General features: G+C 63.9%; 19 protein-coding genes. 3 read left to right on the plus strand and 16 right to left on the minus strand.

The genetic code is table 11. The features are described from left to right. Nucleotides 1-281 precede the first annotated feature (281 nt). The gene (gene clpB, locus GXP39_13165) at nt 282-2,903 is read left to right on the plus strand and encodes an ATP-dependent chaperone ClpB (GenBank protein NOZ28985.1); all 2,622 of its coding nucleotides are present in this window, start codon (nt 282-284) and stop codon (nt 2,901-2,903) included. Between the two features lie 138 nt (nt 2,904-3,041). Here the strand turns inward: clpB and GXP39_13170 are convergent, their stop codons facing one another. Then, nucleotides 3,042-3,203, minus strand: a complete 162-nt coding sequence (locus GXP39_13170; GenBank protein ID NOZ28986.1) for a hypothetical protein — start codon at nt 3,201-3,203, stop codon at nt 3,042-3,044. A 167-nt stretch (nt 3,204-3,370) separates the two neighbouring features. After that, nucleotides 3,371-4,270: a hypothetical protein gene (locus GXP39_13175; protein NOZ28987.1), complete on the minus strand. Its 900-nt coding sequence runs from the start codon at nt 4,268-4,270 to the stop codon at nt 3,371-3,373. Nucleotides 4,271-4,485: 215 nt separating this feature from the next. On the opposite strand from GXP39_13175, the gene GXP39_13180 reads away from it, so the two are divergent. Beyond that, nucleotides 4,486-5,994 carry an altronate dehydratase gene (locus GXP39_13180; protein ID NOZ28988.1) on the plus strand — a complete coding sequence of 503 codons (1,509 nt, stop codon included), beginning with the start codon at nt 4,486-4,488 and terminating at the stop codon, nt 5,992-5,994. A 20-nt stretch (nt 5,995-6,014) separates the two neighbouring features. Here GXP39_13180 and GXP39_13185 read toward each other — a convergent pair whose 3' ends face one another. Continuing rightward, the gene (locus GXP39_13185; GenBank protein ID NOZ28989.1) at nt 6,015-7,511 is read right to left on the minus strand and encodes a tRNA uridine(34) 5-carboxymethylaminomethyl modification radical SAM/GNAT enzyme Elp3; all 1,497 of its coding nucleotides are present in this window, start codon (nt 7,509-7,511) and stop codon (nt 6,015-6,017) included. 207 nt (nt 7,512-7,718) lie between these two features. Here GXP39_13185 and GXP39_13190 point away from each other — a divergent pair, with 207 nt between their 5' ends. Then, nucleotides 7,719-8,453 carry a class I SAM-dependent methyltransferase gene (locus GXP39_13190; protein ID NOZ28990.1) on the plus strand — a complete coding sequence of 245 codons (735 nt, stop codon included), beginning with the start codon at nt 7,719-7,721 and terminating at the stop codon, nt 8,451-8,453. 177 nt (nt 8,454-8,630) lie between these two features. Here the strand turns inward: GXP39_13190 and GXP39_13195 are convergent, their stop codons facing one another. From GXP39_13195 to nagA, 13 genes are all read right to left on the minus strand, one after another. Continuing rightward, nucleotides 8,631-11,687, minus strand: coding sequence for a GAF domain-containing protein (locus GXP39_13195; GenBank protein ID NOZ28991.1), 3,057 nt, complete (start codon nt 11,685-11,687; stop codon nt 8,631-8,633). A gap of 227 nt (nt 11,688-11,914) precedes the next feature. Next, the gene (locus tag GXP39_13200; GenBank protein ID NOZ28992.1) at nt 11,915-12,514 is read right to left on the minus strand and encodes a hypothetical protein; all 600 of its coding nucleotides are present in this window, start codon (nt 12,512-12,514) and stop codon (nt 11,915-11,917) included. 522 nt (nt 12,515-13,036) lie between these two features. Continuing rightward, nucleotides 13,037-13,459, minus strand: coding sequence for a response regulator (locus GXP39_13205; GenBank protein ID NOZ28993.1), 423 nt, complete (start codon nt 13,457-13,459; stop codon nt 13,037-13,039). 441 nt (nt 13,460-13,900) lie between these two features. Next, nucleotides 13,901-14,554 carry a response regulator transcription factor gene (locus tag GXP39_13210; protein ID NOZ28994.1) on the minus strand — a complete coding sequence of 218 codons (654 nt, stop codon included), beginning with the start codon at nt 14,552-14,554 and terminating at the stop codon, nt 13,901-13,903. A 184-nt stretch (nt 14,555-14,738) separates the two neighbouring features. Next, complete coding sequence (locus GXP39_13215) at nt 14,739-16,352, minus strand: GAF domain-containing sensor histidine kinase (GenBank protein ID NOZ28995.1); 1,614 nt, start codon at nt 16,350-16,352, stop codon at nt 14,739-14,741. 329 nt (nt 16,353-16,681) lie between these two features. Continuing rightward, nucleotides 16,682-18,115: an AAA family ATPase gene (locus tag GXP39_13220; protein ID NOZ28996.1), complete on the minus strand. Its 1,434-nt coding sequence runs from the start codon at nt 18,113-18,115 to the stop codon at nt 16,682-16,684. Continuing rightward, complete coding sequence (locus GXP39_13225; protein ID NOZ28997.1) at nt 18,081-18,503, minus strand: response regulator; 423 nt, start codon at nt 18,501-18,503, stop codon at nt 18,081-18,083. Before GXP39_13225 ends, GXP39_13220 begins: the two co-directional genes overlap by 35 nt. A 177-nt stretch (nt 18,504-18,680) precedes the next feature. Next, nucleotides 18,681-19,760, minus strand: a complete 1,080-nt coding sequence (hypE, locus tag GXP39_13230) for a hydrogenase expression/formation protein HypE (protein NOZ28998.1) — start codon at nt 19,758-19,760, stop codon at nt 18,681-18,683. 36 nt (nt 19,761-19,796) lie between these two features. Then, nucleotides 19,797-20,909, minus strand: coding sequence for a hydrogenase formation protein HypD (hypD, locus tag GXP39_13235; GenBank protein ID NOZ28999.1), 1,113 nt, complete (start codon nt 20,907-20,909; stop codon nt 19,797-19,799). Next, nucleotides 20,906-21,172: a HypC/HybG/HupF family hydrogenase formation chaperone gene (locus GXP39_13240; GenBank protein ID NOZ29000.1), complete on the minus strand. Its 267-nt coding sequence runs from the start codon at nt 21,170-21,172 to the stop codon at nt 20,906-20,908. Before GXP39_13240 ends, hypD begins: the two co-directional genes overlap by 4 nt. Before the next feature lie 79 nt (nt 21,173-21,251). Then, complete coding sequence (gene hypF / locus GXP39_13245) at nt 21,252-23,594, minus strand: carbamoyltransferase HypF (protein NOZ29001.1); 2,343 nt, start codon at nt 23,592-23,594, stop codon at nt 21,252-21,254. A gap of 320 nt (nt 23,595-23,914) precedes the next feature. Beyond that, the gene (locus tag GXP39_13250) at nt 23,915-25,330 is read right to left on the minus strand and encodes a sulfatase-like hydrolase/transferase (GenBank protein ID NOZ29002.1); all 1,416 of its coding nucleotides are present in this window, start codon (nt 25,328-25,330) and stop codon (nt 23,915-23,917) included. Between the two features lie 10 nt (nt 25,331-25,340). Next, nucleotides 25,341-26,522, minus strand: a complete 1,182-nt coding sequence (nagA, locus tag GXP39_13255; GenBank protein NOZ29003.1) for an N-acetylglucosamine-6-phosphate deacetylase — start codon at nt 26,520-26,522, stop codon at nt 25,341-25,343. Between the last annotated feature and the right edge of the window lie 107 nt (nt 26,523-26,629).

Genomic DNA, 26,629 nt, shown 5'->3' on the forward strand with positions numbered 1-26,629 from the left:
GTCGTGTGGGTGCCTGGTCCGCAGGAGGATTCCTGATGATTCGCCCCCTTTTCCCCCCTTTTTGTTGTAAACGTATTTCAGGACTTGACACTTCGCCTCCTCTCGCTGGTGTGACCGCCTCTTCGGGGGAGAAATGGGGGATACCTGTGCCTCATATATTTTGCTAATGTATTTCATAGTCCCCTCTTACGTTTTTCGCCTATGATAAGTGGCGACGTAAACGAGAGCGTGAGAAGTCGCTTGTCCTCGGTCATACGAGGTTGTGAAGTGGAGGAGGCATTATGCGTTTTGATCGATTTACCCAGAGGGCTCAAGAGGCCGTTCTAGAGGCCCAGAATCTGGCCCAGGAATATGGACATCCGCAGATCGAGCCGGAGCACCTGCTGAAGGCGTTGATCGAGCAGGAGGGCGGCGTGGTGCCGTCCGTGCTGAATCGGATCGGCGTGGATCCGCAGCTGGTCCTGCAGAGCGTGGAGCAGGCGCTGGCGGCGAAGCCGCGCGCGACCGGGGCGGCCGTGCAGATCGGCATGAGCCGGGAGCTGGCCGAGATCCTGGAGGAGGCGGAGGACATCGCCCAGAACATGCGGGACGAGTACACGTCCACGGAGCATTTGCTGATGGCGATGGCCCAGCCCAAGGCGGGCGCGGTGCGGGAGCTGCTGGCGCGACACGGCGTTGATTACAACGCCATCATGCAGGCGCTGGCCAGCGTGCGCGGCTCGCAGCGGGTGACCAGCCCCAACCCCGAGGCTCAGTATGAGGCGCTGGCCAAGTACGGCCGTGACCTGACCGACGAGGCCCGCAAGGGTAAGTTGGACCCGGTGATCGGCCGGGATGAGGAGATTCGCCGCGTCATCCAGATCCTGAGCCGGCGCACCAAGAACAACCCGGTGCTCATCGGCGAGCCGGGCGTCGGCAAGACGGCCATCGTCGAGGGGCTGGCGCAGCGGATCGTGCGGGGTGATGTCCCGACGACGCTGCGGGATAAGCGCATCGTCCAGTTGGACCTGGGCGCGCTGGTGGCCGGCGCTAAGTACCGTGGCGAGTTCGAGGAGCGGCTCAAGGCGGTGCTCAAGGAGATCCAGAGCGCCGAGGGCCAGATCATCCTGTTCATCGACGAGATGCATACGTTGGTGGGCGCCGGCGCAGCCGAGGGCGCCATGGACGCCAGCAACATGTTGAAGCCCATGCTGGCCCGCGGCGAGCTGCACGCCATCGGTGCCACCACGCTGGACGAGTACCGCAAGCATATCGAGAAGGACCCGGCGCTGGAGCGGCGCTTCCAGCCGGTGTTCGTCGATGAGCCCAGCGTGGAGGACACCATCAGCATCCTGCGTGGCCTGAAGGAGCGCTACGAGGTGCATCATGGCGTGCGCATCACCGACAGCGCCGTCATCGCGGCCGCGACGCTCTCGCATCGGTACATCACCGACCGGTTCCTGCCGGACAAGGCCATCGACCTGATCGACGAGGCGGCGGCCGCTCTGCGCATGCAGATCGACTCCAAGCCGGCCGAGTTGGACGAGATCGACCGGGAGATCATGCAATTGGAGATCGAGCGGGAGGCGCTGCGAAAGGAGAAGGATGAGGCCAGCCGGGAGCGCTTGCAGCGCATCGAGCAGGAGCTGGCTGAGCTGCGAGAGAAGAGCGCAGAGTTGACGGCCCGCTGGCAGGCGGAAAAGGAAGCCATCCAGAAGGTCCAGGATATCAAGAGCCAGATCGATCAGGTCCGCATCGAGATCGAGCAGGCGGAACGGGCCTACGATCTGCAGCGGGCTGCGGAGTTGCGATACGGCCGGCTGCGAGAGCTGGAGCAGGAGCTGGCCCAGGCGGAGGAGCGGCTGCGCGAGCTCCAGAGGGATGGCGCCCTCCTGAAGGAGGAGGTGGACGCGGAGGACATCGCGGCCATCGTCTCCAAGTGGACGGGTATCCCGGTGTCCAAGCTCCTGGAGAGCGAGCGAGAGAAGCTCCTGCGCATGGAGGAGCGATTGCATGAGCGGGTCGTCGGACAGGACGAGGCTATCCGGGCCGTCTCCGCAGCGGTGCGACGGGCGCGCGCCGGCCTGCAGGATCCCAATCGTCCCATCGGATCCTTCATCTTCCTGGGTCCGACGGGCGTGGGTAAGACGGAGCTGGCTCGGGCGCTGGCCGAGTTCCTGTTCGATGATGAGCGGAACATGATCCGCATCGACATGAGCGAGTACCAGGAGCGGCACACCGTCGCCCGACTGATCGGCGCCCCGCCCGGATACGTGGGCTACGAGGAGGGTGGCCAGCTAACGGAGGCGGTGCGACGGCGGCCGTACAGCGTGGTGCTCTTCGACGAGATCGAGAAGGCGCACCCGGAAGTGTTCAACGTGCTCTTGCAGGTATTGGATGACGGCCGGCTGACCGATGGTCAGGGGCGCACCGTGGACTTCCGCAATACCGTCATCATCATGACCAGCAACATCGGCAGCCAGTACATCTCGGAGCTGGTGCATGATGAGGAGGCGATGCGGCGGCAGGTGATGAACGTCTTGCGGCAGCACTTCCGGCCGGAGTTCCTGAACCGGATCGATGAGATCGTCATCTTCCATCCGCTGCAGCGGGAGCATCTGAAGGAGATCATCGAGATCCAGTTGCGACGGCTGCGGGAGCTCCTATCCGAGCGGAAGATCACCATCGAGCTGACCGATGCCGCTAAGGAGATCATCATCGACGAGGGGTACGATCCGGTGTACGGCGCCCGACCGTTGAAGCGAGTGCTGCAGCGACGTATCCAGGATCCGCTGGCTGTGAAGATCCTGGAGGGCGAGGTCCGTGACGGCGACCACGTCGTCGTGGACGCGAAGGACGGTGAGCTGACCTTCACCGTGGTCGCGCCGGAGCTGGATCGAGAGGTATGGGGCGAGACGGCATAAGCCGTTCGAGCGAGGATAAGACGGCCCAGGGATATTCCCCTGGGCCGTTTCCTTTCCAGCCGCTTTCCCTTCGGCGCGCGGCAGGGGCGAGGGTGGTTGATATCCGATCCGGAAGGGTGGCGCGAGGCGTCGTTGCGCTTACCGGACGGCGGTCGCGACGGCGTTGGAGGCCGTCTCCAGGTTGGATTGGGTGCTTTGCCCGACGGCGGAGAGCCCAGTTACCGCGATGACGAGGATCATCGCCAGGATCAGCGCGTACTCCGTGAGAGTGGATCCCTGTTCTTGGCATATTCGGCGCATAAGGTCTCTCCCGTGCTGTCTGTTCGGGGATGATGGCGTGGCGGTGTGGAAAAGGGTGCGATGGCTATTACACCCATAACGGCAATCTCCGCTTTCGTCAAGGGAGCGGAAGTACTACATCCCGCCGATGGTGAACTCCCAGACATCTCCTCAGACAAGTGTGGAGCTTACTCAGACGTCACCCACATGGAAGTGGATCGTCTCCGCCCCAACCGTTTGACGCGCACATTGTCGATGCGGCCGTGACTTCGATCGTTGGTCACGCCGATGCCGGTCCCCAGGATGGGGTGTGGGTCGTAATATTGGATCACCAACGTGCCGTTCAGGTATACCTGGATATTGTTGCCGTGTGTGACCACCCGATATCGTTGCCATCGTGTGGGATCTACGCCGATATCCGCCCACGCCAGCCAGGGCTTCCATCGCCCGTTTTGCATTTTGGCCAGCTCCAGAACGCCATCCTTTTTGGGGACGAGGGCGTAGTAGTTGTCCTTGTCCTTCCAGCGGAAGACCACTCGGGTGACATTCCAGATATGCCAGAGGCCCGGACGGTCCGTCTTCAAATCGAGGGTGTAGTCGAAGTCGGGCTCTGTGACAAAGGCGATGGCCTTGGCCCATTTCTTGCGTGAATAGAACGTGCCATCCCGATCGATCATCCACTTGCCGTGGATGAACACCCAACGCAATCGGCAGACCTTTCCACCCTGCTTGCATGCCTTCGAATGCTTACCGCTGTGACTGTCGTGGGCGTCTTCTCGTCTATTCCCCCGGCGCTTGTGGTGATCCCTCTCCTCTTCATCCCTTTCATGGGGCTCTCGGTGGCGATCGTCATCTCGACTCTTGGCGGGAGCGGCTTCCTTCTCCCCGTTATCGTTGTGCTCCTCGAAGTCATCCACCCACTCCTCAGCATCGACGGCAACGGCGACGGCCTGGGAAGCCGCCTCCAGGTTCGCATTGGTGCGCTGCCCCAGCGCGGAGACGCTAACCGCTGCAAGGGCAAGGATGGCAGATAGGATCAACGCGTACTCGGCGATACTGGCTCCTTGCTCTTGGCGGATCTTGCGCATATCCCCTCCGTAAAGAGAAACTTCCATGGATTCCCACTTGGGGATGATCTTTATTTCCCAATCAGTAGAAATAGCAATGGCTGACGGTCCCGTCAAGAGGGTAGAAGTACCGGTGAGGGACTGCCTCGCTGGACCATGGAGGCGCCATTTCCTGTTTGACGATCCTTCTGGCTCCGGGCATAATGCTGGCCACATTCCCTTCCTTGGAGGCGCGCATGACCGTACAGGCGTTGCAGATGCATCCCGATGACAACGTGGCGCTGGCTACCATGGAGTTAATGGCCGGCCAGGAGATCTCCGTCGGCGAGACGACCGTGATGCTGCGCCAAGCGATCCCCTTCGGTCATAAGTTCGCCTGTCGCCCCATCGGCCGGGGTGATGCGGTGCTCAAGTACGGCCAGCCCATCGGCCGGGCCCTCGCGGACATCGCCCCGGGCGAGCATGTTCACGTTCACAATATGGAGAGCACGCGCGGCCGCGGTGATCTGGGAGACGACGTGACACCGATCACGTCGGAGGGTGCGCTGCCTGTTGAATCCAAGATCCCATCCGTCGGAAAGCCGCCGGCTACCACGTTCATGGGGTACCGGCGCCGCGATGGGCGGGTGGGTGTGCGGAATCACGTGCTCGTCCTGGCCACCGTCCACTGCGCGAACGCCGTGGTGGATCGCATCGGCCGGATGATACCCGCCGTTGTCGCCCTGCCGCACGCATATGGCTGCTCCCAGCTGGGGGATGATCTGGCTCAGACGCGACGTGTGCTGGAGGCATACGCGAGCCATCCCAACGTCGGCGCCGTGTTGCTCATCGGCCTGGGCTGCGAGTCGATCCCCACGATCGAGATGGCGGAGGAGCTGGCCGGGCGGGGGATCATCGTGCAGCGCCTGACGATCCAGGAGGAGGGAGGGAGCCTGACGACGTACGAGAGGGGATTGGGGATCGCCCGTGAGCTGTTGCAGGAGGTCTCCAACGCCCGGCGGGAGCCGGTATCCCTCTCCGAGTTGACCGTGGGGGTGGAGTGTGGCGGCTCCGATGCCTGGTCCGGCGTGACGGCTAACCCCGCTGTGGGCGTGGCCAGCGATCTCGTCGTGGCTGCGGGCGGGACGGTGATCCTATCCGAGACGCCGGAGTTCATCGGCGCGGAGCACCTGTTGGCTGCTCGGGCGGCTTCGCCCGAGGTGGCCCGGCAGATTCTGGAGATCGTGGCCCGGCGTGAGGAGGGGGTCCGGCGTATGGGGGTGGATATGCGCGGGGCGAACCCCACGCCTGGAAACATCGCCGGTGGGCTGACCACCATCGAGGAGAAGTCGTTGGGCACCATCTCCAAGGGGGGAAGCTCGCCCATACAGGAGGTGGTGGGATACGCCCGCCGTCCGACCCGACGAGGGCTGGTGATCATGGATACACCCGGCAACGATCTGCAGTCGGTGACGGCGATCGTGGCCGGCGGCGCTCAGGTGGTCGTGTTCACCACCGGACGCGGCACGCCCACAGGGAACCCCATTGCCCCGGTCATCAAGGTGGCCACCAACACGCCGATGTACGAGCGGCTGCGGGATGATATCGACGTCAACGCCGGCACGGTACTGGCGGGTGAATCGCTGGCGGATGTGGGACGGCGCATTTTCGAGGAGATCGTGGCGGTGGCCAGCGGCCGACAGCCGGCGGCTGAGATCTGGGGGCATCGGGAGTTCGCCATTGAGACGATCGGGCCTCGGGTATAAAGGGGAAAGGTGCAAGGGGGTTATATGGCTCGTGCCATGTACAGATCGCCCAGCTCGAAGCCCAGCCGCCGGTAGTAGCCGCGTGTGCCGATGGCGGCGATGACGGCGATGCGGCGGTACCCGGCCCGACGCGCCTGTCGGATCGCCTCCTCCACGAGTCGGGTGCCCAGTCCCCGGTGTTGCGCCTCTCCGGCGCTCTCGTCGCCGATCCCCAAGGCGGGGCCGTAGACGTGCACCTCACGGATGACGGCCGCGCCGCGCAGTTCCTCCGGCTGCTCACCCGCATCCAGATCGGGCTTCGGCAGCGAAAGGCGCAGGAATCCGGCCAGGTGATCGTCCCCGGTGGCGAAGCTGATGAATCGCTCCTCTGTGGCATCCGTCCAGTATCGGATGACCTCCATGTGGAGCTCCTCGTCCGCTACCGATCGGCCGCGCACCTCTCGGCACCGGATGCATTGGCAGCGCAGGCCGCGTTGGGCCATCTCCCGTTGCACTACCTGCCGCAGGTTGGACGTGCGACTGCCCGCCACGATGTTCTGAGCCGGGATGTCTCGGACCACCCGGTTCAGACGACAGTATCGCGGCACCAGCGTTTTGCACGCTGCCAGCAGGTCTACCAATTCCGCCTCCGCGTAAGGCCGATAGCGACCGCGCTGCCACTCCTCGTATAGGTCCGTGTCCGGCAGGAGCATGCACGGGTAGATCTTCAGTTCGTCGGGGCGCAGGGCGGGGTCGATCCAGAGCCGGGCGAAGTCCTCTCGGTCCGACTCCGGCGTCGCCCCCAGCAGGTTGGGCATCCAGTGCAGGTGGATCTTGAAGCCGCCCAGGCGCAGGAGCCGCACGGCTCGCCGCACATCGTCCACGGTATGGCCGCGTCGGTTCCGCTGGAGGATGCGGTCGTCCAGGCTCTGTACGCCCATCTGCACCTTGGTGACGCCCAGTCGGCGCAGCCAGAGGATCTCCTCCGGCGTCACCCAGTCGGGCCGGGTCTCGATGACCAACCCCACGTTGCGGTGGAGGGCCTCCTCGTTCCAGCGTTGGGCCTCCTCCAGCGAGGGCGCCTCTCGGCCATTGAGCGCGTCCAGGCACCTCCGGATGAACCACTCCTGGTAGGCACGAGGATAGGCCGACCAGGTGCCCCCCAGGATCAGCAGCTCTACTTTGTCCACGGTGTGGCCGATGGTCTCCAGGCTCTCCACGCGCCCCGCCACCTGGCGGTATGGATCGAACTCGTATTGGAGGGCCCGCATGGCTCCCGGCTCGTCGCTCAGGTAGCTCTTGGGCATGCGCACGTCGGTGGGGCAGAAGATGCACTGGCCGGGGCAGGGCGCCGGCTTGGTGAGTACGGCCACCGGCGTCACCCCGGAGGCTGTGCGCACCGGCTTCATCTGCAGCCGTCGGAGCATCTCCCGCTCGAAGGGCAATCGGCCCTGGTCGACGAAATATCGATATGCCTGCACCAGTTGAGCCTTGGTAAAGTGCTCGCCTGGGCGGGGCGGATGCTCGTTCAGCGCCATCGAGAGCACGCGCTCGGTGAACGGCTGCGCCTCTCGCACGGCCGTGAGGATGGCCCACAGGGCATCCTCGTGTTCCGCCGGATCGAATGGCTGGCCGCGCGTCTGCAGCCACCGCTCCTGGGCGGCCTCCACCCGCCGTGCCCGCTCGTCCATGTTATAATGCGTCATGATTCGGTACACTTCTTCCCGCTATGAGGATCGTGCGCGATGGACCCCCAGGTCGTGCGGCGCCTTCTACAGCTGAATCGAGCCTTCTATGACCGGCTGGCCGAGCCCTTCGCCGCCAGCCGGCCCGGGCTGCTGCCCGGCGTCGAGCGGCTGCTGGCCTATGTGCCCGACGAAGGCGCTCTACTGGATGTCGGCTGTGGCGCCGGCCAGCTCGCCGTGGCCCTGGATCGGCTGGAACGCCACGTTCGGTACGTCGGCGTGGACGCCAGCGAGGAGGTGATCCGATTGGCCCTTCAGGTCGCCTCCTCGCTCTCCCATGTCTCCGCTCAGTTCCTGGTGCGCGATGTGGCGACGCCCGGCTGGACGCAGGGTCTGCCTCGTCAGCCGTTCCGGACGGTGGCGATGTTGGCGGTCCTGCACCACATCCCGGGTATGGACCTGCGCGTGCGCCTGCTGCGGGATGTGGCCGGGTGCCTGGCGCCCGGTGGATCCATCCTCGTCTCCACCTGGCAGTTCCTCAATAGTCCACGGCTGCGGCGCCGCGTGCAACCCTGGTCGCGGATCGGCCTGAGCCCGGGCGATGTGGAGCCCGGGGACTATCTGCTGGACTGGCAACGTGGCGGCCATGGCCTGCGCTACTGCGCTCTGATCGACGCGGATGCCCTTCGTCAGCTGGCGGAATCCGCCGGCCTGCGCGTCGTAGAGACGTTTCATGCAGGTCGCGATGATCTGAACCTATGCGCCATGTTGCGTCATGCGACACGATCCGCATGAACATTGTAGCACAGATCCTCTACAGGACATAAAAAACGGCGATTGCCCATGCCTGCCGCGAATGCGTCGCATCGTGGGTGATCACCGCACAAAAAGCCCCTCCCTGTATCCCCGCCGGGTTGTGCGAGGTGCGGGAGGGGCTTCCCTTTTGCCTGGGCGCGGGCCGTCTATCGTGGGTCACGCTGCCACGGCTTGGGCGGCGACCGGTAAGGCGATGTAGAAGGTGCTTCCCCGGTTTGCTCCGTTGCTCGTGGCCCAGATCCGTCCCCCGTGCTTCTCCACGATCTCTCGACATAGCGCGAGCCCAATCCCCATACCCCCGAAGCGGCGGGTCATGCTGCCGTCCACCTGATAGAACCGGTCGAAGATCTTGTCCAATTTGTCTGGAGGGATCCCGACCCCTTGATCGGACACGGAAATGATGATCTCCGAATCCTCTTGCCAGGCTCGCACGCGCACTTCGCCACCTTCGGGGCTGAACTTGATGGCGTTGTCCAGCAGGTTGTCCATGGTCTGCCCCAGCAGTTCGGGATCTCCCAGGATGGAGGGCAGATCGGGGGGCACATCGAGCTGTAAATCGACCCTCGCCCTCTCGGCTTCCCGCTGCCAGACGGTGAGAATGTCCTGTAGCCAGTTCGCCGGATTCAGCTCGATCTTTTGGAAGGTGCTCGCGTCCAGCGCCTGCAACATCAGCAAGCGGTTGACCATGAGATGCAGCCGTTCAGCGCTCTTGTGTATGATGTGGATGGCCTCCGCCTGTTGGGGGGCGAGCGTGCCCAGATGTCCCTCTTGCAGCAGCTCCGCGTAGCCACGGATCAGGGTAAGCGGGGTCCGCAGCTCGTGGGAGACGTTCTGGATCATCTCCTCCCGCGCCTGGAGCGCCTCTTTCAGTTGCTCATTGGTCTCGTGCAGCGAGGCGTACAGGCGTGCGTTCTCCAGGGCGACGGCCGCCTGTCCGCCGAAGGCCTCCATGACCTCTTGCTCCGCGGCGGACCAGAAGTGAGGAGCGTTGTAGCAGCAGACGACCACGGCGATCACCCGGCCTTCGTACACCAGAGGGCACACCGCGATCGCCTTGGAGCCTTCGGCCAGAGCCAGCCTCCGCAGGGATGAAGTGTCCGGCAGCTTCTCTGTTTCGGGGATCAGGACGGGGGCGGTTCGACCCGTCAGCCACTCCTCCGGCAGATCTCGGGCCGAGGTGATCGCCTGGGCCCCGCGTTCCGAGGCGAATCCATGGGACCACGCGCACTCCATCGTGTCGTCGGGATTCCGCAGATAGAGGGCCGCCCGGTCTGCGTCGCTGAGCGTCAGAGCGCCCTGTCCGATCGCCTGCAGGACCTCGTCCATGCTGTGTGGACGGTTCAGGGCGTCGCTAAGATCGGCCAGCCGGCGCATTAGCTCGACGTGGGCTCGCGTCTCTTCCAGCAACCAGAGCCGCTCCGCGGCCGCCCCGATCTGTCGCCCGACCATCTCCGCCAGGGCGATCTCCTCGTCACTCCAGACGCGAGGCTGCGAGGATGCGATGCTCAATCCCCCGATGGAGCGGCCGTCCACCCGGATGGGGACGGTGAGGGAGGCCCGGATCCCGAATCGGGTAAGCAGCGGGGCGAGGGCATCGCAAGGCTCCGAGATGGGCTTCTGCCAGTCCTCTATCGTGAGCAACTTGACGTCGCCCGGCTCCCGTGATGGGAGCATACAGGCGATGGCCGGGCCGACCTCTCGAGGGAGCCCACGCAGGACGTACAGGGCATCGGGATGACCCTTGGCGGAGCCCCTCATCTTGGCGGCTCGACGTATCCATGCGGCGCCCATCTTCAGTTCGAAGGCTTGCAGGATGTGATCCAGCGTGGTCCGTAGCAGGTCCTGGAGGTTCAACGTACTGGTCGCGTGGGCGATGATGGCGTTCAGCGCCTGTTGATGAGTGGCCCAGCGGCGGATTTCCTCCTCCGTCTTTCGGTGTTCGGTGATGTCTCGCGCGCTGAGGACGACCCCGCTGATCATGGGGTCATCAAGCCAGTTACTCGTGCGAACTGCCAGCACGCGCCAGGAGCCGTCTTTGTGGCGGGCGCGCACCTCTACGGATTGAGTGAGGCCGGAGTATCGGCAGACGTGGCTGAGGGACTCCAGGGCGCGAAGGACGTCCTCAGGATGGATGAGCTGGGTGGCCTCTTGCCCGACCAGCTCGTCCGGCTCGTATCCGAGCACTTGTCGGACGGAAGGGCTGACATAGCGCAAGATATGGTTGCAATCCGCCAGCGCGATGATGTCGGAGGTATTTTCGATGATAGCCCTGAAAAGGGCCTCCCGGGATCGAAGCGCATCGTGCAGCTGCGCGTTGTGGATCGCGATGGCAGCCTGTGGGGCGATCGCTGTGATGAGCGCCTGATCCTCCTCGGTGAAGGTGTTGGGGTCGGGGGATTCGGCGACGAGCGCTCCGATCACTTTATCCCGCGCGATGAGCGGCGCCGCGATGACGCAACGGGCATCGGGAGAGAGGGGGGAGGGCGTTTTCGTCCTGTCGGTGTCCAGAAGGAGGATCGGCCGTCCGCTTTGCATGACCCACCCGGCCACGCTGTCCTGCGGCACGGCCGCTTCCTCGCGGCATCTGTTCTCATCCGCAGCTTCCGAGAGGGAGGGCTCCTCGACGTTGAAGCGGACGCGCGCACACAGCGTGTCCCCCTCGCGCATGACCACAGTGACCATGGGCGCGTGGATCAGGGCGGCCGTCTGGCGGGCGACCTGCTGGAGGCACTCGGAGGAGTCCAGGGTCAGGATGGCCTGCCCGATCTCCCGCAATGTATCCAGCGTCGTGATCTGGCGTCGCAGTTCCTCCTCTCGCTCCACGCGCTCGGTTACATCCTCGATGACGGTGATCGTGCCCACGATGCGGTCGCCCTCCACCAGAGGGGCGATCCGGGCGCTTTGAGGCATGTGGGCGATGTGTTTGCAGCCCCCACTGGGAGGCATGGGGAGAAGGTAGAGGTGTATTCGGTGGGCCAGGATCGTCACCTGCCCGTTCAGAGCTTGTTGATAGGCCTTATCCAGTCCCCGGGCGGCCAAATCGGGATAGGCTTCCAGCAGGTGGCGCCCGACCATCTCCGTCGCGCTGCGACCGCTGTGTGTGGCCAGCCAATGATTCCAGCTACGGATAATGAGCTTGTCGTCTGTTGTAAAAATCCCCTGAGGGGCAAGACTTTCCAGCCATTGGAGCATTGCCCTGTCCAGGTTCACCATGACTCCTCCGATTCGCCTTTGATGCGTTGTGTGCAGCAGCGAAGCCTCTTTGCTCAGCAGTAGAGGCACTGTTGAGTCTCCAGGGTGATATCTGGCTGTAGAGCATTCCGTTGATGGCCGGGGACGGATGAGCGCTCCTGGTTCCTCCTATCCCTCCCATAGGGCGAGGGGCTCTCCTCCTGCATCTCTCCGGTTTCCGGCGTGAAAGTCCTCCTGTTTGTCCGCGTTCAGGCGTGATATCGCCCTTCCAGCAGGCGTTTCAGGGCGGGTTCGCCCAGCAGGATGACGAGGCATCCTGCTATCGTGGCTTCCTGCAACTGAAACGTTGTGAACGCGATCAGTACGTGGCTGGGTGCTTCCTCATCTGCGGCTATGGTTTTGAGCAGAGCTTCAAATCCCGTCGTGTGCAGGTGGGGGGCTGGCGGGTGAATGCGCGCCTGGAGCTGTTCTCCGAATGCTTGAAGGCACGCGTTGACCAGCTCATTTCCCACCTCTGTCACCACCTCCTGGTCCGATGCATCCAGGCGATCCAGGGGGGGGCGGGTTTTGGCCAGCTGCCCCACGAGCTTGATCGCCTCGGCGCGCTGGAATAGTGCAAACGCATTGCCCTCAATGGCTCCGGTGAAGGCGAGATGGATGGCCAGGGTTTCCTCCCCTGCGTAATCGGAGAGCATCGCATGCGTCTCAGCAGTGGGATGCACGGCCACATCTGGCACCGCGATCGAGACGTGCTGTCCTGTCAACTCTGAGAGCGATACAGCAGCTCGCCCGCAGGCGGTACAGATGAGTTTGGCTAGCGCATCGCGCTGATGTTTGGCCACGGGCATGGGGCCCTCCTCCTTATGGTGTTGCAACATCGCTCGTCCGCTTGCGGGTGGCCTGATGATAGCTCAGGAGGCCTCTCGCTGGTGCCCGGCTGTTGGGCGGGTGTCCTGCCAGGTGAGCGATCGAGGTTGTGTGTCGGGGGCGAGAGCTGAAGTGCGACGGGCGAGAGGGCTGCGATGGCGATGGATGCCCCCGGGCTGTTCCACGTGTGTTATCTTTGACAGGACACGGGCCCTGTGAGCGCCGGGCGGTGTGAGTTCGGGAGGGCCAAGCCAAGCCCAGTGAGCCCTCGTTGGGTTATAGCTGTGCGCCTTTGATCCTTTGCCGCGTCATGCTTCGACGGGCGGAAAGCTGGCACGCGATACGCTGAGAAGCCTTCCCAGATCCATGTCGATCCGGCTGATCCGATCTCTCTTGGTAAGGTGTACCCGATTCACGCGATCGCTGACGCGGTGTCGCTTCATCTACCGTCCTCTGCTCTTCCCCGCGTGCTGGCAGGCGGATCCCTGATCCGACGTCGGTAGCTACTGGATCAGGGATGCATCTCCGGATAGAGAGAGCAGCTGTTGCAACACGGGAATCAGCTCGGTGCCTATCCTATGCTTGGGGATGTAGGCGCTGGCCCCGGCCGCCTGGGCGCTCATACGGTATTCCGCGTCCTCATGGATGGTGATGATCACCACCGGGACGTCCGGGACGAGCTTCTTAAGGCGTCGCGTGGCCTCGATGCCGTCGATCCCCGGTAACCCGATGTCCATCAGAACGACGTCCGGCTGCTGTCTGCTGGCCAGGGTGAGCGCTTCCTCTCCGCTTGCTGCCTTCTGACAAAGGCAGCTCGGGAAGACGATGCGAAGCCAGTCGTGCAACGCGTCCCGTATCTTCGCATGGTCATCCACGATCAGGATAGTGGGATAGGTGGTGGTGAGATCTTGCGTTCTGCTTTCCATGGCTGCTATACCCCCAACCACAGGCATGATCAGTCCCCTCTTCGCGTGGTCGTGGTGAAGATGGACGATCCTTCGTGGGGAGGACATCCTTCTGCTCCTGGAAGGCCAACCCAAACATCCGGCGATGCAATAAGAGCAGATCTTAACCACTGTAGTATACGTCGTTTCATATAGGATGTCTGTCGGGGAATTTTGACATCTTGATGAGGGGAGATTCGGATATCTCGGGGAAGAGAGACGGGTGTTGTGATGGCGCAACTTCGCTGCGCCACCGCAACACCCGTCGTGAGCTCCCCCTCTCCCGTGCTTAAGGAAAGAGGGGCGGAGAGGTGAGGCCCGTCCGAGGACGGGCCTCCCAAGGCCGGGCGTCTGATCGTAACGAGATGGGTATGGCTGTGCGTCGACTCACGCCCAGGTAGAGCCCCGCGCCGGGGGACAGGATTACTCCAGAGAGGTCAGGCCGTGTTGGATGGCGAATTTTACCAGGCCGGGCAGATCATGGATGTCCAACTTCTGCATCAGACGGCTGCGGTACGTCTCCACGGTCTTGGTGGAAAGGGAGAGGATATCTGCGATCTCCGCGCTGGACTTCCCCTCCACGACCAGTTGAAGGATCTCCCGCTCGCGTGCGGTCAGGCGTTGGAGAGGGCTTGTGGACGAGCCGGACTCGCGCAGCTGCACGTATTCCTCGATCACCGTCCCCACGATACGCTGGCTCAGGTAGCGTTGCCCGGCGTAAACGGCGCGCACGGCCTCCACCACCTCCTGCCCGGCCGATTCCTTCAGCAGATATCCCTGTGCCCCGGCTTGCAACGCCCGATAGATATGCTCGCTCGTGGCGTGCATGGATAGAATGACCACCTGCGCGTCAGGGCACACCTGGAGGATCTGATGTGTGGCCTCGATGCCGTTCAGCAAGGGCATGGCAATGTCGATGACGATGACATCCGGCTGCAGTGCCTGAGCCAGGCGGACGGCCTCGCGCCCGTCGGTCGCGTCCCCGGTGACGGCGATATCCCCTTGAGCTTCCAGAATGAGGCGCAGGCCATCGCGAACCACCGCGTGATCATCAGCCAGGAGAACACGAATGGTCACGACTCGCCTCCTGCAAGCTCGATTCCCTTGTCAAGCTTACCAATGGGGGCATTATAAATATAGATCCATGTGGACCTCCCTGACAAGCGTACCGGGGTACGAAACGACGGACAAGCCCCCACGGAGGCGAGCGGGAATGCTTGCAAAGTGCAAGGGCGCCGGTCGGATCGGTGGCTATTCTGCATTATCTTGTGCTTGCGGGAGGGTGGGGAATCTCGATGATGACCTGGGTTCCCTTGCCTGGCGCGGCATCGATCCTCAGTTGCCCGCCTACGGCCTCCGCTCGTTCCCGCATGATATGCAGTCCCCATCTCCCCTCCCCTCCGTGTTGCCGCATTGCGGCGAAATCGAATCCCACACCGTCATCAGCGATCACCAGACGAGTCATGTCCTCCTTGCTCTCCAGGGAGATGGTCACCTGCTGGGCCTGCGCGTGTTTGGCGACATTGGTGAGGGCCTCCTGGGTGATGCGAAAGAGGGCGGTCTCCGTGTCCGGGGGGAGCCGCGGGGCGTCCTCCTCGCCGAGGACCTGAATGTGGAGGCCCGTGCGTTGGGCGAAGCGGTGGGCGAACCAGCGGAGGGCCGGGAGAAGCCCGTAATCGTCGAGGACGGCGGGCCGAAGATCGGCCATGACATCTCGAATGCTCTGAGTGATCTCTTCCACCAGGGCGATGGCGTCGTCGATGCGAACGGAGAAGAGATCCTCGTCCGCCAGAGATAGACGTGAGCGAAGGGCGGACAGGCTGATGCTCAGGGCGGTGAGGTTCTGACCGACGCGATCGTGAAGCTCCCGCGCCAGGCGACGGCGTTCGGCCTCCTCGATCTGATCCAGTTGTTTCGCCAGGGCACGCAGCTGTTCCCGCTGCTCCCGGATCTCCTGAAAGAGCTGAACCTGATGCAGGGCGATGGCCAGCGAGTTGGCCACCTCGCGAGCGATCTCCACGTCCTCGTCCGTGAACGCTGTGGGCTTGTCAGCTCCCAGGCAGAGGCTGCCGATGAGCTTGCCCTGGACGATGAGTGGGATCGCGAGGTAGGAGCGGGCTCCAGCCCTTCTCAGGAATTGGATTGTGGGAGGCAACGGGGGAGGGATGTCCTGGAGATCATCGATCCGGTGGATGATCCCTCGGCTGAGCTTCTCGATGATGCGTTCGAGGCCCTGGAACGGCAACGACCTCCCGGTGAGAGACCAGCTTTCGGCGTCCAGGCTGGTCGCGAGGGGGATGATCCGCTTCGTCTCGAAGTCGAAGGAGGTGATAGAGGCTCCCATACAGGGGATCAGATCCCGCACGCGGCTTAGAGCGGCCTGGGCGGTGTCCTCTGGCGATTGGGCGGCCAGGATCGCCTGATCGATCTCCCTCAGGATGCGCAGCCGTTCCGCCAGCCGCCGGTGGCGCGCCTCCGATTGGGCCAGGGCCGCCGTTCGCTCGGCAACCCGCCGCTCCAGCGTCTGGTAGCGTTGGATGTTGCGCAGCACCGGCGCCAGGAACCCGGCGGCCGTGCTCGTCAGGCGCTGCTCCTTGCGTAGCGTGCTCCCTGATTGTCGGCTGATCACGCAGAGCGTCCCGTAGAGGCTTCCCTCAAAGGAGATGGGCACCCCGTAACGCGATAGGGTTTCGTCCTCCTGGGAGGGGATCCCCCGCTCTTCCAGCCAGCGCCAGAGGTCCAGTCCCAATGGTACATACAGGTCGTCTGGGACCTTGCAGCCGATCGTCTCGGTGAGCTCTAGCCTCTTCCTCTCCTCGTCCACCAGGAATAGGTAGGCCGCCGAAGGCTGGATCACCTCCCTTAGCCAGCTCATGAAGGTAGCCACCTCATGAGCCGGGTCTAACGTGTTTCCAAGGGCGATACTCAATCGATAGAGATGTTCTAAGTATGGACGACTACTCACGGTAAACTGCTCCGTTGCTCCTTGTGGCGATTCCCGTTGCCTGCTCGTTTCTCCACGGTCCGGCTTCAGGCGACCCTCCCAACCGGTTGAGATGGTCACCTGGTTGACCTTTGGGGCACGCCAGTGGCAAGCGGAGCTCCTATGCTCTCTTTCCGGCGGCGACTCTGCCGCCGATACCGGTCCCGTGTGCGAGCTTGGGGTTCTTCCTTGTGATCTCTCAGCGTGTTCTCCGCAGGGGTTTAGCTGTCCAGCGGGTGGCGATCAAAGAGCGAGAACGCTCCTCGTAGCAAACCGCCGACTCTTGGCCCCTCCTGCTCGGAGATGGTGTATTCTCGGATCTCGTTGCTGTGGGCGCTGCCGCGGGCGCTCAACACCGTGATCGCCCGCCGGATCTGGGTCCCCACCGGCACGTATCGCAGGGCGATGAGGTTGTCGGCGATGTGGGAGATACCGCGACCGGACAGGACGAGATCCGCTCCGAACATCTGGCTGATCTCGGCCGTCATCATGGTGGTGATGCCCCGATCCTTGAACCACTGCACCAGCGAGTATACGTAGTTGAAATAGCGATCCGCGTCCCGTTTGGCGCCGGCTTCCAGATCGCTGATGCTGTCGATGACCACCCGGCGGGCACCAATCCGCTCGATCGTGTCCACGATCTTGAGCGTGTGCTCGTCGATGTCCAGCTCCACCGGGGATGCGTAGAACACGTCCACCGCCCGTCGGGCCTGAAGTTCCTCGATCTCGAAGCCGAAATTCCGCGCGATCTGGGCCAGCTGATTGGGATCCTCCTGGAACGAGATGTAGGCGCCTGGCTCGCCACTGCGAGCGCTGAGCAGCAGGAAGTGGAGGGCGGTCACGGTCTTGCCGACGCCTGGGTCCCCGGCTATCAAGGTGGTTGTGCCGCGCAGCAGACCGCCGTGGAGCATGTTGTCCAGGCCGGGGATGCCTGTGCGCGCCCGTTCCCGGCTCACGGTGTAGCGCGCCGGGGCAGGGGGGGTGACGAACCGTGGGAAGACGACGATCCCGTCCGATGTGATGCGGAAGGAGTGCTCGCCGGAGCGGTAATCGCTGCCCCGTAGTTTGCGCACGCGCAGGCTGCGGTAATCGCGCAGGCCGATGGGGTGGTTGGTGAGCTCGATGATGCCGTCCACAACACCTGCCTCCGGCTCGCCGAGGAGATCATCGGCCTTATATTCGCCCACCAGCAGCGCGGTGCACGGCAGGGTGGCCAGGTTGGCGGCCAGCTGATAAAGCGCTCGCCGCAAACCGGCCGGGGATTCGGCTACGTCATGCAGAGCTTTGAAGCTGTCGATAACCAGCATGGCTGGTTGCACCCGGGTGGCCAGCTCCACCACTCGGGCGAGCGCCTTCTCTCCGTTACCCGTCAGCAGCAGGGGGCCGATGTCCTCGTAGATCACGGCCGTGCCCGCTTTGTCCAGGTCGAAAAAGGAGAACTCCTGGGTGAACTGGATGATCCTGGACATCGGCTCGGACAGGGTGGTCACGATGAGCACCTTGTTCTCCGGCGTCGCGTTGCCGTAGGCGATCTGATGCGCGAGAACGGTCTTGCCGCTTCCCGGCACCCCGCCGATAAGGGTGATGCTATTTTTGGGCAATCCCCCGTTCAGGATGCTATCAAGATTGGGAACATGAGTTGGAATCCTCTCCATGCAACTCCTCCTTGGCCTGGGCCAGCAACCGATCGATCATCTCCAAAAGCGCCTCCTGTCGTAGTGGTTTTAGAAGGAACCCGTCACCACCCGCCTGTGCAGCTCGCTCCTCCGCCAGGAGCAGCGTGAAGAACAGCACGGGGATATGACGAGTGGCGGGGTCGCTCTTGAGTTGACGACAGACCTGGAAGCCGTCCATCATAGGTAATAATACTTCCAAAATGATCAGGTCGGGCGAGCGAGTCTTCGCTCGTTCGAGTACAGCCACACCATTGTCGACGAACTCCAGATCGAAACGTTCCTCCAGCGCCCGTGTCAACGCATCACGCATGAATGGATCGCGCTCGGCTATGAGAAGGAGCGGTCGAATCTCGTCATGTCTCTTCATAGCCTCACCTTCCGGTAGCGCTACACTCAACCGTGCTCGTTGCGAAGACGTGACACCTGTCTTATAAAAGGCACAAGATATGCGGCCGGTTTCTATACCGGCCGCATGGTGGCGGATAAGAAACCCGCTTTTCGTTCCTCCACGGTCAAATGTGGAGCTACCCGCTTGTTAGCTGTCTCAACAGATGCGGGGGAGCATCTCTCCTGCGAGCATGTCCAAAATGCGCGTGCCGCCGATGGGGGTGCGCAGCGTCACCTGCCCGCCCGGGCCGCCCGTCACCCGGCCGACGACGGCCGCATGCTCCCCATAGGGGTGCGCGTGCATGGCCCCGAGAATCGCCTCGGCGGCATCGGGCGCCACGCATGCCACCAGCTTTCCTTCGTTGGCCACGTACAATGGATCAAACCCCAGCATCTCACAAGCCGAACGGACAGCGGGCTGTAGTGGGATGCGCTCCTCCTCCAGCTCGATAGAAACACCGGATTGCATGGCGATCTCGTTTAGCGTCGTTGCCAAACCGCCACGGGTGGGATCTCGCAGGACGTGCACCGCCTCGGGGGCGGCCTCCAGCATGGCCGCGACCAGCCCGTTCAGCGGCGCCACGTCGCTGCGGAGCTCCGTCTCAAAGCCGAGCCCCTCTCGCTCACTCAGAACGGCGATGCCGTGATCTCCCAGCGTGCCGGATACCAGGACGACGTCGCCCGGGCGGGCATTGGCCCCGGAGATGTCCACGTCGGCGGGGGCCCAGCCCGCACCGGCCGTGGTGATGAACATCCCGTCAGCGCTGCCCCGCTCCACCACCTTCGTGTCACCGGCTACGACGGCAACGCCCGCCTCGGCCGCGGCCTCCCGCATGGAGCGCACGACTCGTTGCAGCGTCTCGATGGGAAGCCCTTCCTCCAGCACGAAGGCGGCGGTCAGCCACAGTGGGCGTGCACCCATCATGGCCAGATCGTTGACGGTGCCGCACACGGCCAGCCGGCCGATATCCCCGCCCGGGAAGAAGAGGGGCTGTACCACATGAGCGTCCGTGCTCAGCACCAGGCGACCATCGCCATCGGGCAGGGATAACACGGCGCCGTCGTTCAACTGGCTCAGCGTCGGGTTGTTCAGGTCGGCCAGGAACACCTGGCGGACCAGATGATGGCTCATGCGCCCGCCGGAGCCATGGCCCAACACGATGCGATCCAGTGTCGTGTCCGGCAGGGGCACCGGGCAGCTGAGCCCTTCAAAGTTCAGATCAGCCTGTTCACTCATCCGGAAAGAACTCCTTACCCCTCACGCGTGAGCCCTTTACGCTTCGTCCCGTACGCCTTGCTTTGCGCGCTTCCCGTAGCGGTAGTACGCGGCGCATGCCCCCTCGGACGAGACCATCGTCGCCCCCAGCGGGTGCATGGGGGTGCACTCGGTCCCGAAGGCGGGGCATTCATACGGCTTCTTGCGCCCCTGCAGCACCAATCCGCTGATGCAAACGGATGACTCCTGCGTCTGGATATCATCCAGTGCGAATCGCCGCTCGGCGTTGAAGTCGGCGAACTCCGGACGCAGCTGCCACCCGCTGTCCGGGATGACGCCGATGCCCCGCCACGCCCGATCGCATGGCTCAAAGACCCGGGCGATCAGCTCCTGGGCGGGCCGGTTCCCCTCTCGCTGCACCGATCGACCGTAGGCGTTCTCCACCTCGTATCGGCCGGCCTCCAACTGGCGTACCGCCATCAGCAGCCCGCGCAGCAGGTCGACGGGCTCGAACCCGGTGACGACGATGGGGACCCGGAATCGCTCGGCCAGCGGCTCATACTCCCAGTACCCCATGACGGTGCACACATGCCCGGCTGCCAGGAATCCCTGCACCCGATTCCCGGGCGAGGAAAGGATGGCGGTGATGGCCGGGGGCACCCGCACGTGCGAGACAAGCATGCTGAAATTGGTGATGTCCTGTTCCTTAGCCTGCCAGACCAGCATGGCGTTCCCCGGGGCGGTGGTCTCAAACCCGATGGCGAAGAAGACCACCTGGCGCTCCGGATGCTCTCGGGCGATCTTCAGGCACTCCAACGGGGAGTAGACGATGCGCACGTCGCCCCCCGCTGCCTTCACCCGGAAGAGATCGCTGTGGGAGCCGGGCACGCGCAGCATGTCCCCAAAAGTGCAGAAGATCACCCCCGGCTGGGAGGCGATGGCGATGGCCTTGTCGATCAGCTCCAGCGGGGTCACGCACACCGGGCAGCCGGGACCGTGTACCAGCTCGATCTCGGAGGGCAGCAGCGCGTCCAGCCCAAACCGCATGAAGGCGTGGGTCTGTCCGCCGCAGATCTCCATGATCGTCCACGGCCGGGTGATGGTCGCGCTCAGCTCATCTACCAGTTTGTGCACCAGCTCCGGCTGGCGGAATTCATCTACGTATCTCATGGCGATGCCCCATCCTCTGCCGGGTCGGCCTCGTCCTCCAGAGACGCCATCTCACGCAGCAAGGCCAGGGTCTCCTGTGCCTCCTTCTCATCTAGCCGAGAGATGGCGAACCCGGCGTGGACGATCACGTAGTCGTTTACCTGCGTCTCCGGCACATAGGCCAGGCATACTTCCTTGATCACCCCTCCGAAATCCACCTGGCCCATCCGTACGCCGTCTTGCTCATAGATTTTTTTTACACATCCAGGTATACCCAAACACATGCGATTTGCTCCTTACAATACAGTTACAATGGGGATAGACGACTGCCGAGGGACGAACGCGTTTGGATTTTCTTCTTTGTCATTCGCCAATTGCCCTCCGTCGTTCGTCGCTCTTCAGCCGTGCGTTCGCTACGGCCGCCTGACCCAGCGAGAGCCCGCCGTCGTTCGGCGGCACCAGTCGGTGCGTATATACCGTGAACCCCGCCGATTCCAGGCGGGCCAGCGTTCGCTTCAAAAGCAGTATATTTTGCCATACTCCGCCGCTAAGCGCCACCGCGTCAATCCCCGCGACCTCTCGCAAGCGGGCGCATAGCTCTGCGATCATCTGCGCGAGGGTGTTGTGGAAGCGAGCGGCGATGATCGGCGTGGGCACATGGGCGAGGACGTCGGCCACGACGCCCCGGATCACCGGGGTCGGGTCGATGCCCCAAGGCATGGCCTCCGTGGCGCTCGGCAGGGGCCACTCGTAGGTTGCTTCCTCCTCCGGATCCGCCAGCATCTCCAGCTCGATGGCCGCCTGTCCTTCGTAGGTCGCCTCCTGGCAGACCCCGCACAGCGCCGACACCGCGTCGAACAGGCGCCCCATGCTGGACGTCGGTGGGGCGTTCAGCCCGGTGGCGATCTGTCGCTCCACGACGCGCCGTTCCACGGGATCGAGGCCGCGCAGGGTGGGGAGGTCCGGCCATGATTCTCCGAACGCGTGATGGAGGTGGCTCCAGGCCATGCGGTAGGTGTGGCGTACCGCCGCGTCGCCCCCCGGGAGCGGGACATAGGCCAGGTGAGCTGCCCGTCGGTATCCGTGCAAATCGGCGATGAGGAATTCCCCGCCCCAGATGGCGCCGTCCTCGCCGTAGCCGGTGCCGTCGAAGGCCACGCCGATGACGGGGCCGGACTGCTGATGTTCGGCCAGGCAGGCGGCGATGTGGGCGTGGTGATGTTGCACGCCGATGGCCGGCAACCCCTCACGTTCGGCCCGCTCCAGCGCGTAGCGAGTGGCCAGGTAATCGGGATGCAGATCGTATGCCAGCGCTTTCGGCCGCACACGGAACAGCCGCTCGAAGTGCGTCACGGCCCTTCGATATGCCTCCAGCGTTTCCAGGTTCTCCATATCGCCGATGTGGTGGCTGAGGAACGCGTAGGGGCCGCGAGTGATGCAGAAGGTGTTCTTCAGCTCGGCGCCGCACGCCAGCAGGGGGATGGCCTCGTCTCCCAGGTGCACGGGATAGGGGGCGTAGCCCCGGGACCGGCGGATGGGCAGCTCGGCGCCCTGGAACACGCGCACCACGGAGTCATCGCACCGCATGTAGATGTCCCGGTTGTGGAGCAGAAACGCGTCGGCCAGCCGGGCCAGTCGGGACAGCGCCTCCTCGTTGTCGTAGGCGATGGGCTCCTCGCTGAGGTTGCCGGAGGTCATCACCAGCGCGTTGGGGATCCCCGCCTCCGACAGCAGGAGCAGATGATGCAGCGGCGTGTAGGGAAGCATGATCCCCAGGTTGCGCTGTCTCGGCGCCACGCTGGGGGCGATCCCGTTTTCAGGCCGGGCGCGCAGTAGGACGATGGGGCGCTCCTTTCCCTCCAGGAGCCGAGCCTCATCGTCATTGACATAACACAGGGTGCGGGCGACCCCCAGGTCCCGAACCATCAGCGCGAAGGGTTTGCCCACGCGGCCCTTGCGGGTACGCAGCCGTTGTACGGCCGTCTCGTCTCGGGCGTCACACGCCAGGTGGAAGCCGCCCAGCCCCTTGATGGCCACGATCCATCCCCGGGCCAGCAGGGCGCGCGTGGCCTCGATGGGATCGCGGGGGAGGTCGGGGGGGAGGTCCCCGCCGGGTGTGGGCACCAGGGAGAGCTGTGGGCCGCAGACTGGGCAGGCGTTGGGCTGGGCGTGGAAGCGCCGGTCGGCCGGGTCGTCGTACTCGGCCTGGCATTCCGGGCACATGGTGAAGGCCGCCATGGTCGTCTTGGGCCGATCGTAGGGGATGTCCCGGATGATCGTGAAGCGGGGGCCGCAGTGGGTGCAGTTGGTGAACGGATACCGGTAGCGGCGGTCGGCCGGGTCCATGACCTCGGCCAGGCACGCGTCGCAGGTGGCTACGTCGGGGGAGATCGGTTGGAATTCGCCGGACTGAGCCCGGCTGTGGCGGATCTCGAAGGTCGGATATCCGTTGGGGGGAAGCTTTTGTACATCGATGGCGTCAATGCGGGCGAGTGGAGGCGCCTCCGTTGTGAGGGCATGCAGGAATCCGTCCAGCGCCCGGGGATGGCCCTCGACCTCGATGTCTACGCCGGATGAGGTGTTACACACCCAGCCGCCCAGATCGTAGCGTCGCGCCAGATGATAGATAAAGGGGCGGAATCCCACCCCCTGGACAACGCCGCGCACATGGATACGGCGCCGGCTGATGGTCTGTGTGGGCTTCATGTCTCCCTGCTGTGGCTTCCCTCCCGAAGTTGAGATCCGTTCCGTTTCGAGCTCGGAATCACGTGTAGATCCTGATCTCGGCCGCGCGATTATAACACCGGGCCTGATGGGGGTCAATGATCTATGGTTGTTGGAGGTGTGTCCTTTTGGATGGGAATTGTTTCCCAGGCTCGGGGGGAGAGGGCCTGGATTCACGCCTGGGGGTGCAACCCCGTGTCAGATGACAGGCCGTGTGCCTCATCGGCATCAGGTTGAGCTGCATGGGAGCATGCTCCTGATCCCATGCGGGGGAGAAAGCAGCCGGTTGGGAGCTTTTGAAGCTAGCAGATCTCCTCGCCGTTCTGGGAGAATCGAGTCTGGCAGGACGTGAGGGCGTGGAGCAGTCGGGCTTTCAAGACCTCTTCGAGCTCTTTCGTATCGGCGTGGCCAAGCAAATTGCATTGCTCCGGCGGGTCGTCCTCCAGATCGAACAGCATGTATCCCTGGCCGTCGTCGCCCATGGCGTACTTGTACCGCGAGGTCCGAATCATGTAGTTGTAGCAGCCGAAGGCGTAGATCTCACTGAGGACTTGATCCCGGTGGCTGGCCGTTTCGTCCTTCAGGATAGGCCACAGGGACCGTCCCATGCAGCGTGAGGAGGGCGGCGCCCCGGTGGCGTCCAGCAGCGTGGGGAAGACGTCGATGATCTCCACTAACGCGGGGACCTCGCGACCTCCGGGGGTCGCAGGGTGTCGGATGATGAGGGGCACGTGGACGCTGGGCTCATAGAAGACCGATTTGTGCAGCCGGCCGTGATCCCCGGCCATCTCCCCGTGATCGGACCAGAGGACGATCATGGTCTCGTCCAGCCAGCCGCGATCGGCGAGGGCGTCCAGGATCTCTCCAATCCAGCGATCGATCAGCGAGATCTTGCCGTAGTAGTTGGCCCGGATGCGGCGAACGTCCTCATCGGTCATGGCCTCGATGCGCCCCTCCCGAGCGCGCTGTGCGGCGTAGGGCGGCGCCCATTCCGGCGTCTCCTCGGGAGGGATCGCCTCCGGCATGGCCTGCGGATCATACATGGTGGCGTAATCCTCAGGCGCGTCCCACGGCTCATGGGGGCCGCCGAAGCCGACGAAGAGGCACAAGGGGCGCTCTCCCTTGTACGAGCGGATGAACGCCACCGCCTGGCGGCCGATGTAGCTGTCCAGAAAGGCGTCGGTGGGCAACGGGCTCGGCCAGACCGCGCAGGGCCCGGTGGCTCGCCTTCGCTTGTAGTCGTCTCGGAAGGCTGCCAGGAGCCCACGCTCCTGCCATTCATCGGTCATATACGAGTCGGTATGCAGCGTGGCCCACGGCCCGGTGGTCTCGTGGACGTAATCGATCCCTCGGGAGCGCATGTAATCCTCATGGTGCCTCAGATGGTCGCCTTTTTTATGAGGATAGAAGTGCGATTTGCCGATATAGGCGACGAAGTATCCGTGGGCCTGGAGGCGGTGGAAGAACGTCTCGTCCGTCGGCGGGAGGGAGCCGGCGTTGGTCCACATGTGATGGTTATGAGGATAGAGCCCGTTGACGAAGGAAGCGCGAGCGGGCATGCAGATGGGGCAGACGGTATATGCATGCGTGAAGAGCACGCCTTCCCGGGCGATGCGGTCTATGCTCGGCGTGCGGATGACCGGGTTCCCCGTGCATCCCAGAGCGTCGGCTCGCAGCTGATCCGGCATGAGGATTAAAATGTGAGGTCTGTCGGGCATGGTCATCCTCCTATATTTGAACCCACTGACCGCGGATCATGGTACGCCAGGCGGTGAAGTCATCGTTGAACACCACCAGGTCGGCGTCCTTGCCCGGCTCGATGCTGCCCTTGCGGTCGGCCACGCCGATGGCCCGTGCCGGGGTCAGCGATGCCATGCGGACGGCCTCCACCAACGGGACGCCCACGTGCTCCACGACGATGGGGATCATCTCGTTCACCAGGGTCGTGCTCCCGGCGAAGGCCGTGCGGTCGAATAGCATCCCCACGCCGTCATGAACCTCGTATTCCATGTTCCCCATGCGGAAGCGGGCGCCTTCCGGCAGCCCCGCGCCGCTGGTAGCGTCGGAGACGATGCAAAGGCGGTCGGGGCCGATGCACTTGTAGGCCAGCTTCATCAGGGTGGGGGGCAGGTGCTTGTTGTCGGAGATCATCTCCACGGTCAGGCCCTCGTAGACCAGCGAGACCTCCAGCAGCCCGGGTTTGCGCCAGGGGCCCTCCCGTACGGTGGTGGACTGCGCGCTCCAGATGTGGATGATGTGTCGCAGGCCCGCGTAGATGGCCGGGACGATCTCCTCCTCTTTGGCGGAGCTATGTCCGGCGGCGGGGATGATGCCTAGCTTTCTCAGCCGGGCGGTGAGCTCCAGGGCGCCCGGCAGCTCCGGCGCGTAGGTCAAGACCCGGATCACGTCGTGGTGCTCCAACAGGCGGTCGGGCGAGCCGTCGTCCGGGGTGCGGAGGTTGGCCGGGTCCTGCGCGCCCGCCTGAGATGGGCTGAAGTAGGGGCCCTCCACGTGTGCGCCTAGCACTTGGGCGCCCTCACGCTCGTCCTGGATCCACGCTCGCACGCGCTCCAGGCAGGCTATTAGATCGGGGATGGGCGCGGTGGACAGGGTTGCCAGTAGCGAGGTCACCCCCCGTCGCGCGTTCTCCCGGGTGATCACGACGAAGGCCTCCGCGGTGGGCTCGTTGAACGTATGCCCCAGGGCCCCGTGGGTGTGGATGTCGATGAGCCCCGGCGTGATCAGCCGCCCGCCCGCGTCCACGCGCTCGGTGTCAGAGCCCAGGTCGTCCGGATCGGCGAGCCCTGCGATGGTAGCGCCCTCCACCACCACCGCCTTGCCGGTCACAATCTGGTAGGACAGCACTACACGGCCGTTGATCAGCGCTAGGCGTCTTGTTCGTGTTCTCATATCTGACGATCTCCTGTGATCGATGCCGTTCCTGAATGGCGCTTCGGTTGGGCGCAGCGCCGCTGCGCCCCTACCTGTTTCCCGAACTTACTCGGCCAGGCGTTGTA

It is taken from the genome of Chloroflexota bacterium (assembly GCA_013152435.1).
Classification (GTDB): domain Bacteria; phylum Chloroflexota; class Anaerolineae; order DUEN01; family DUEN01; genus DUEN01.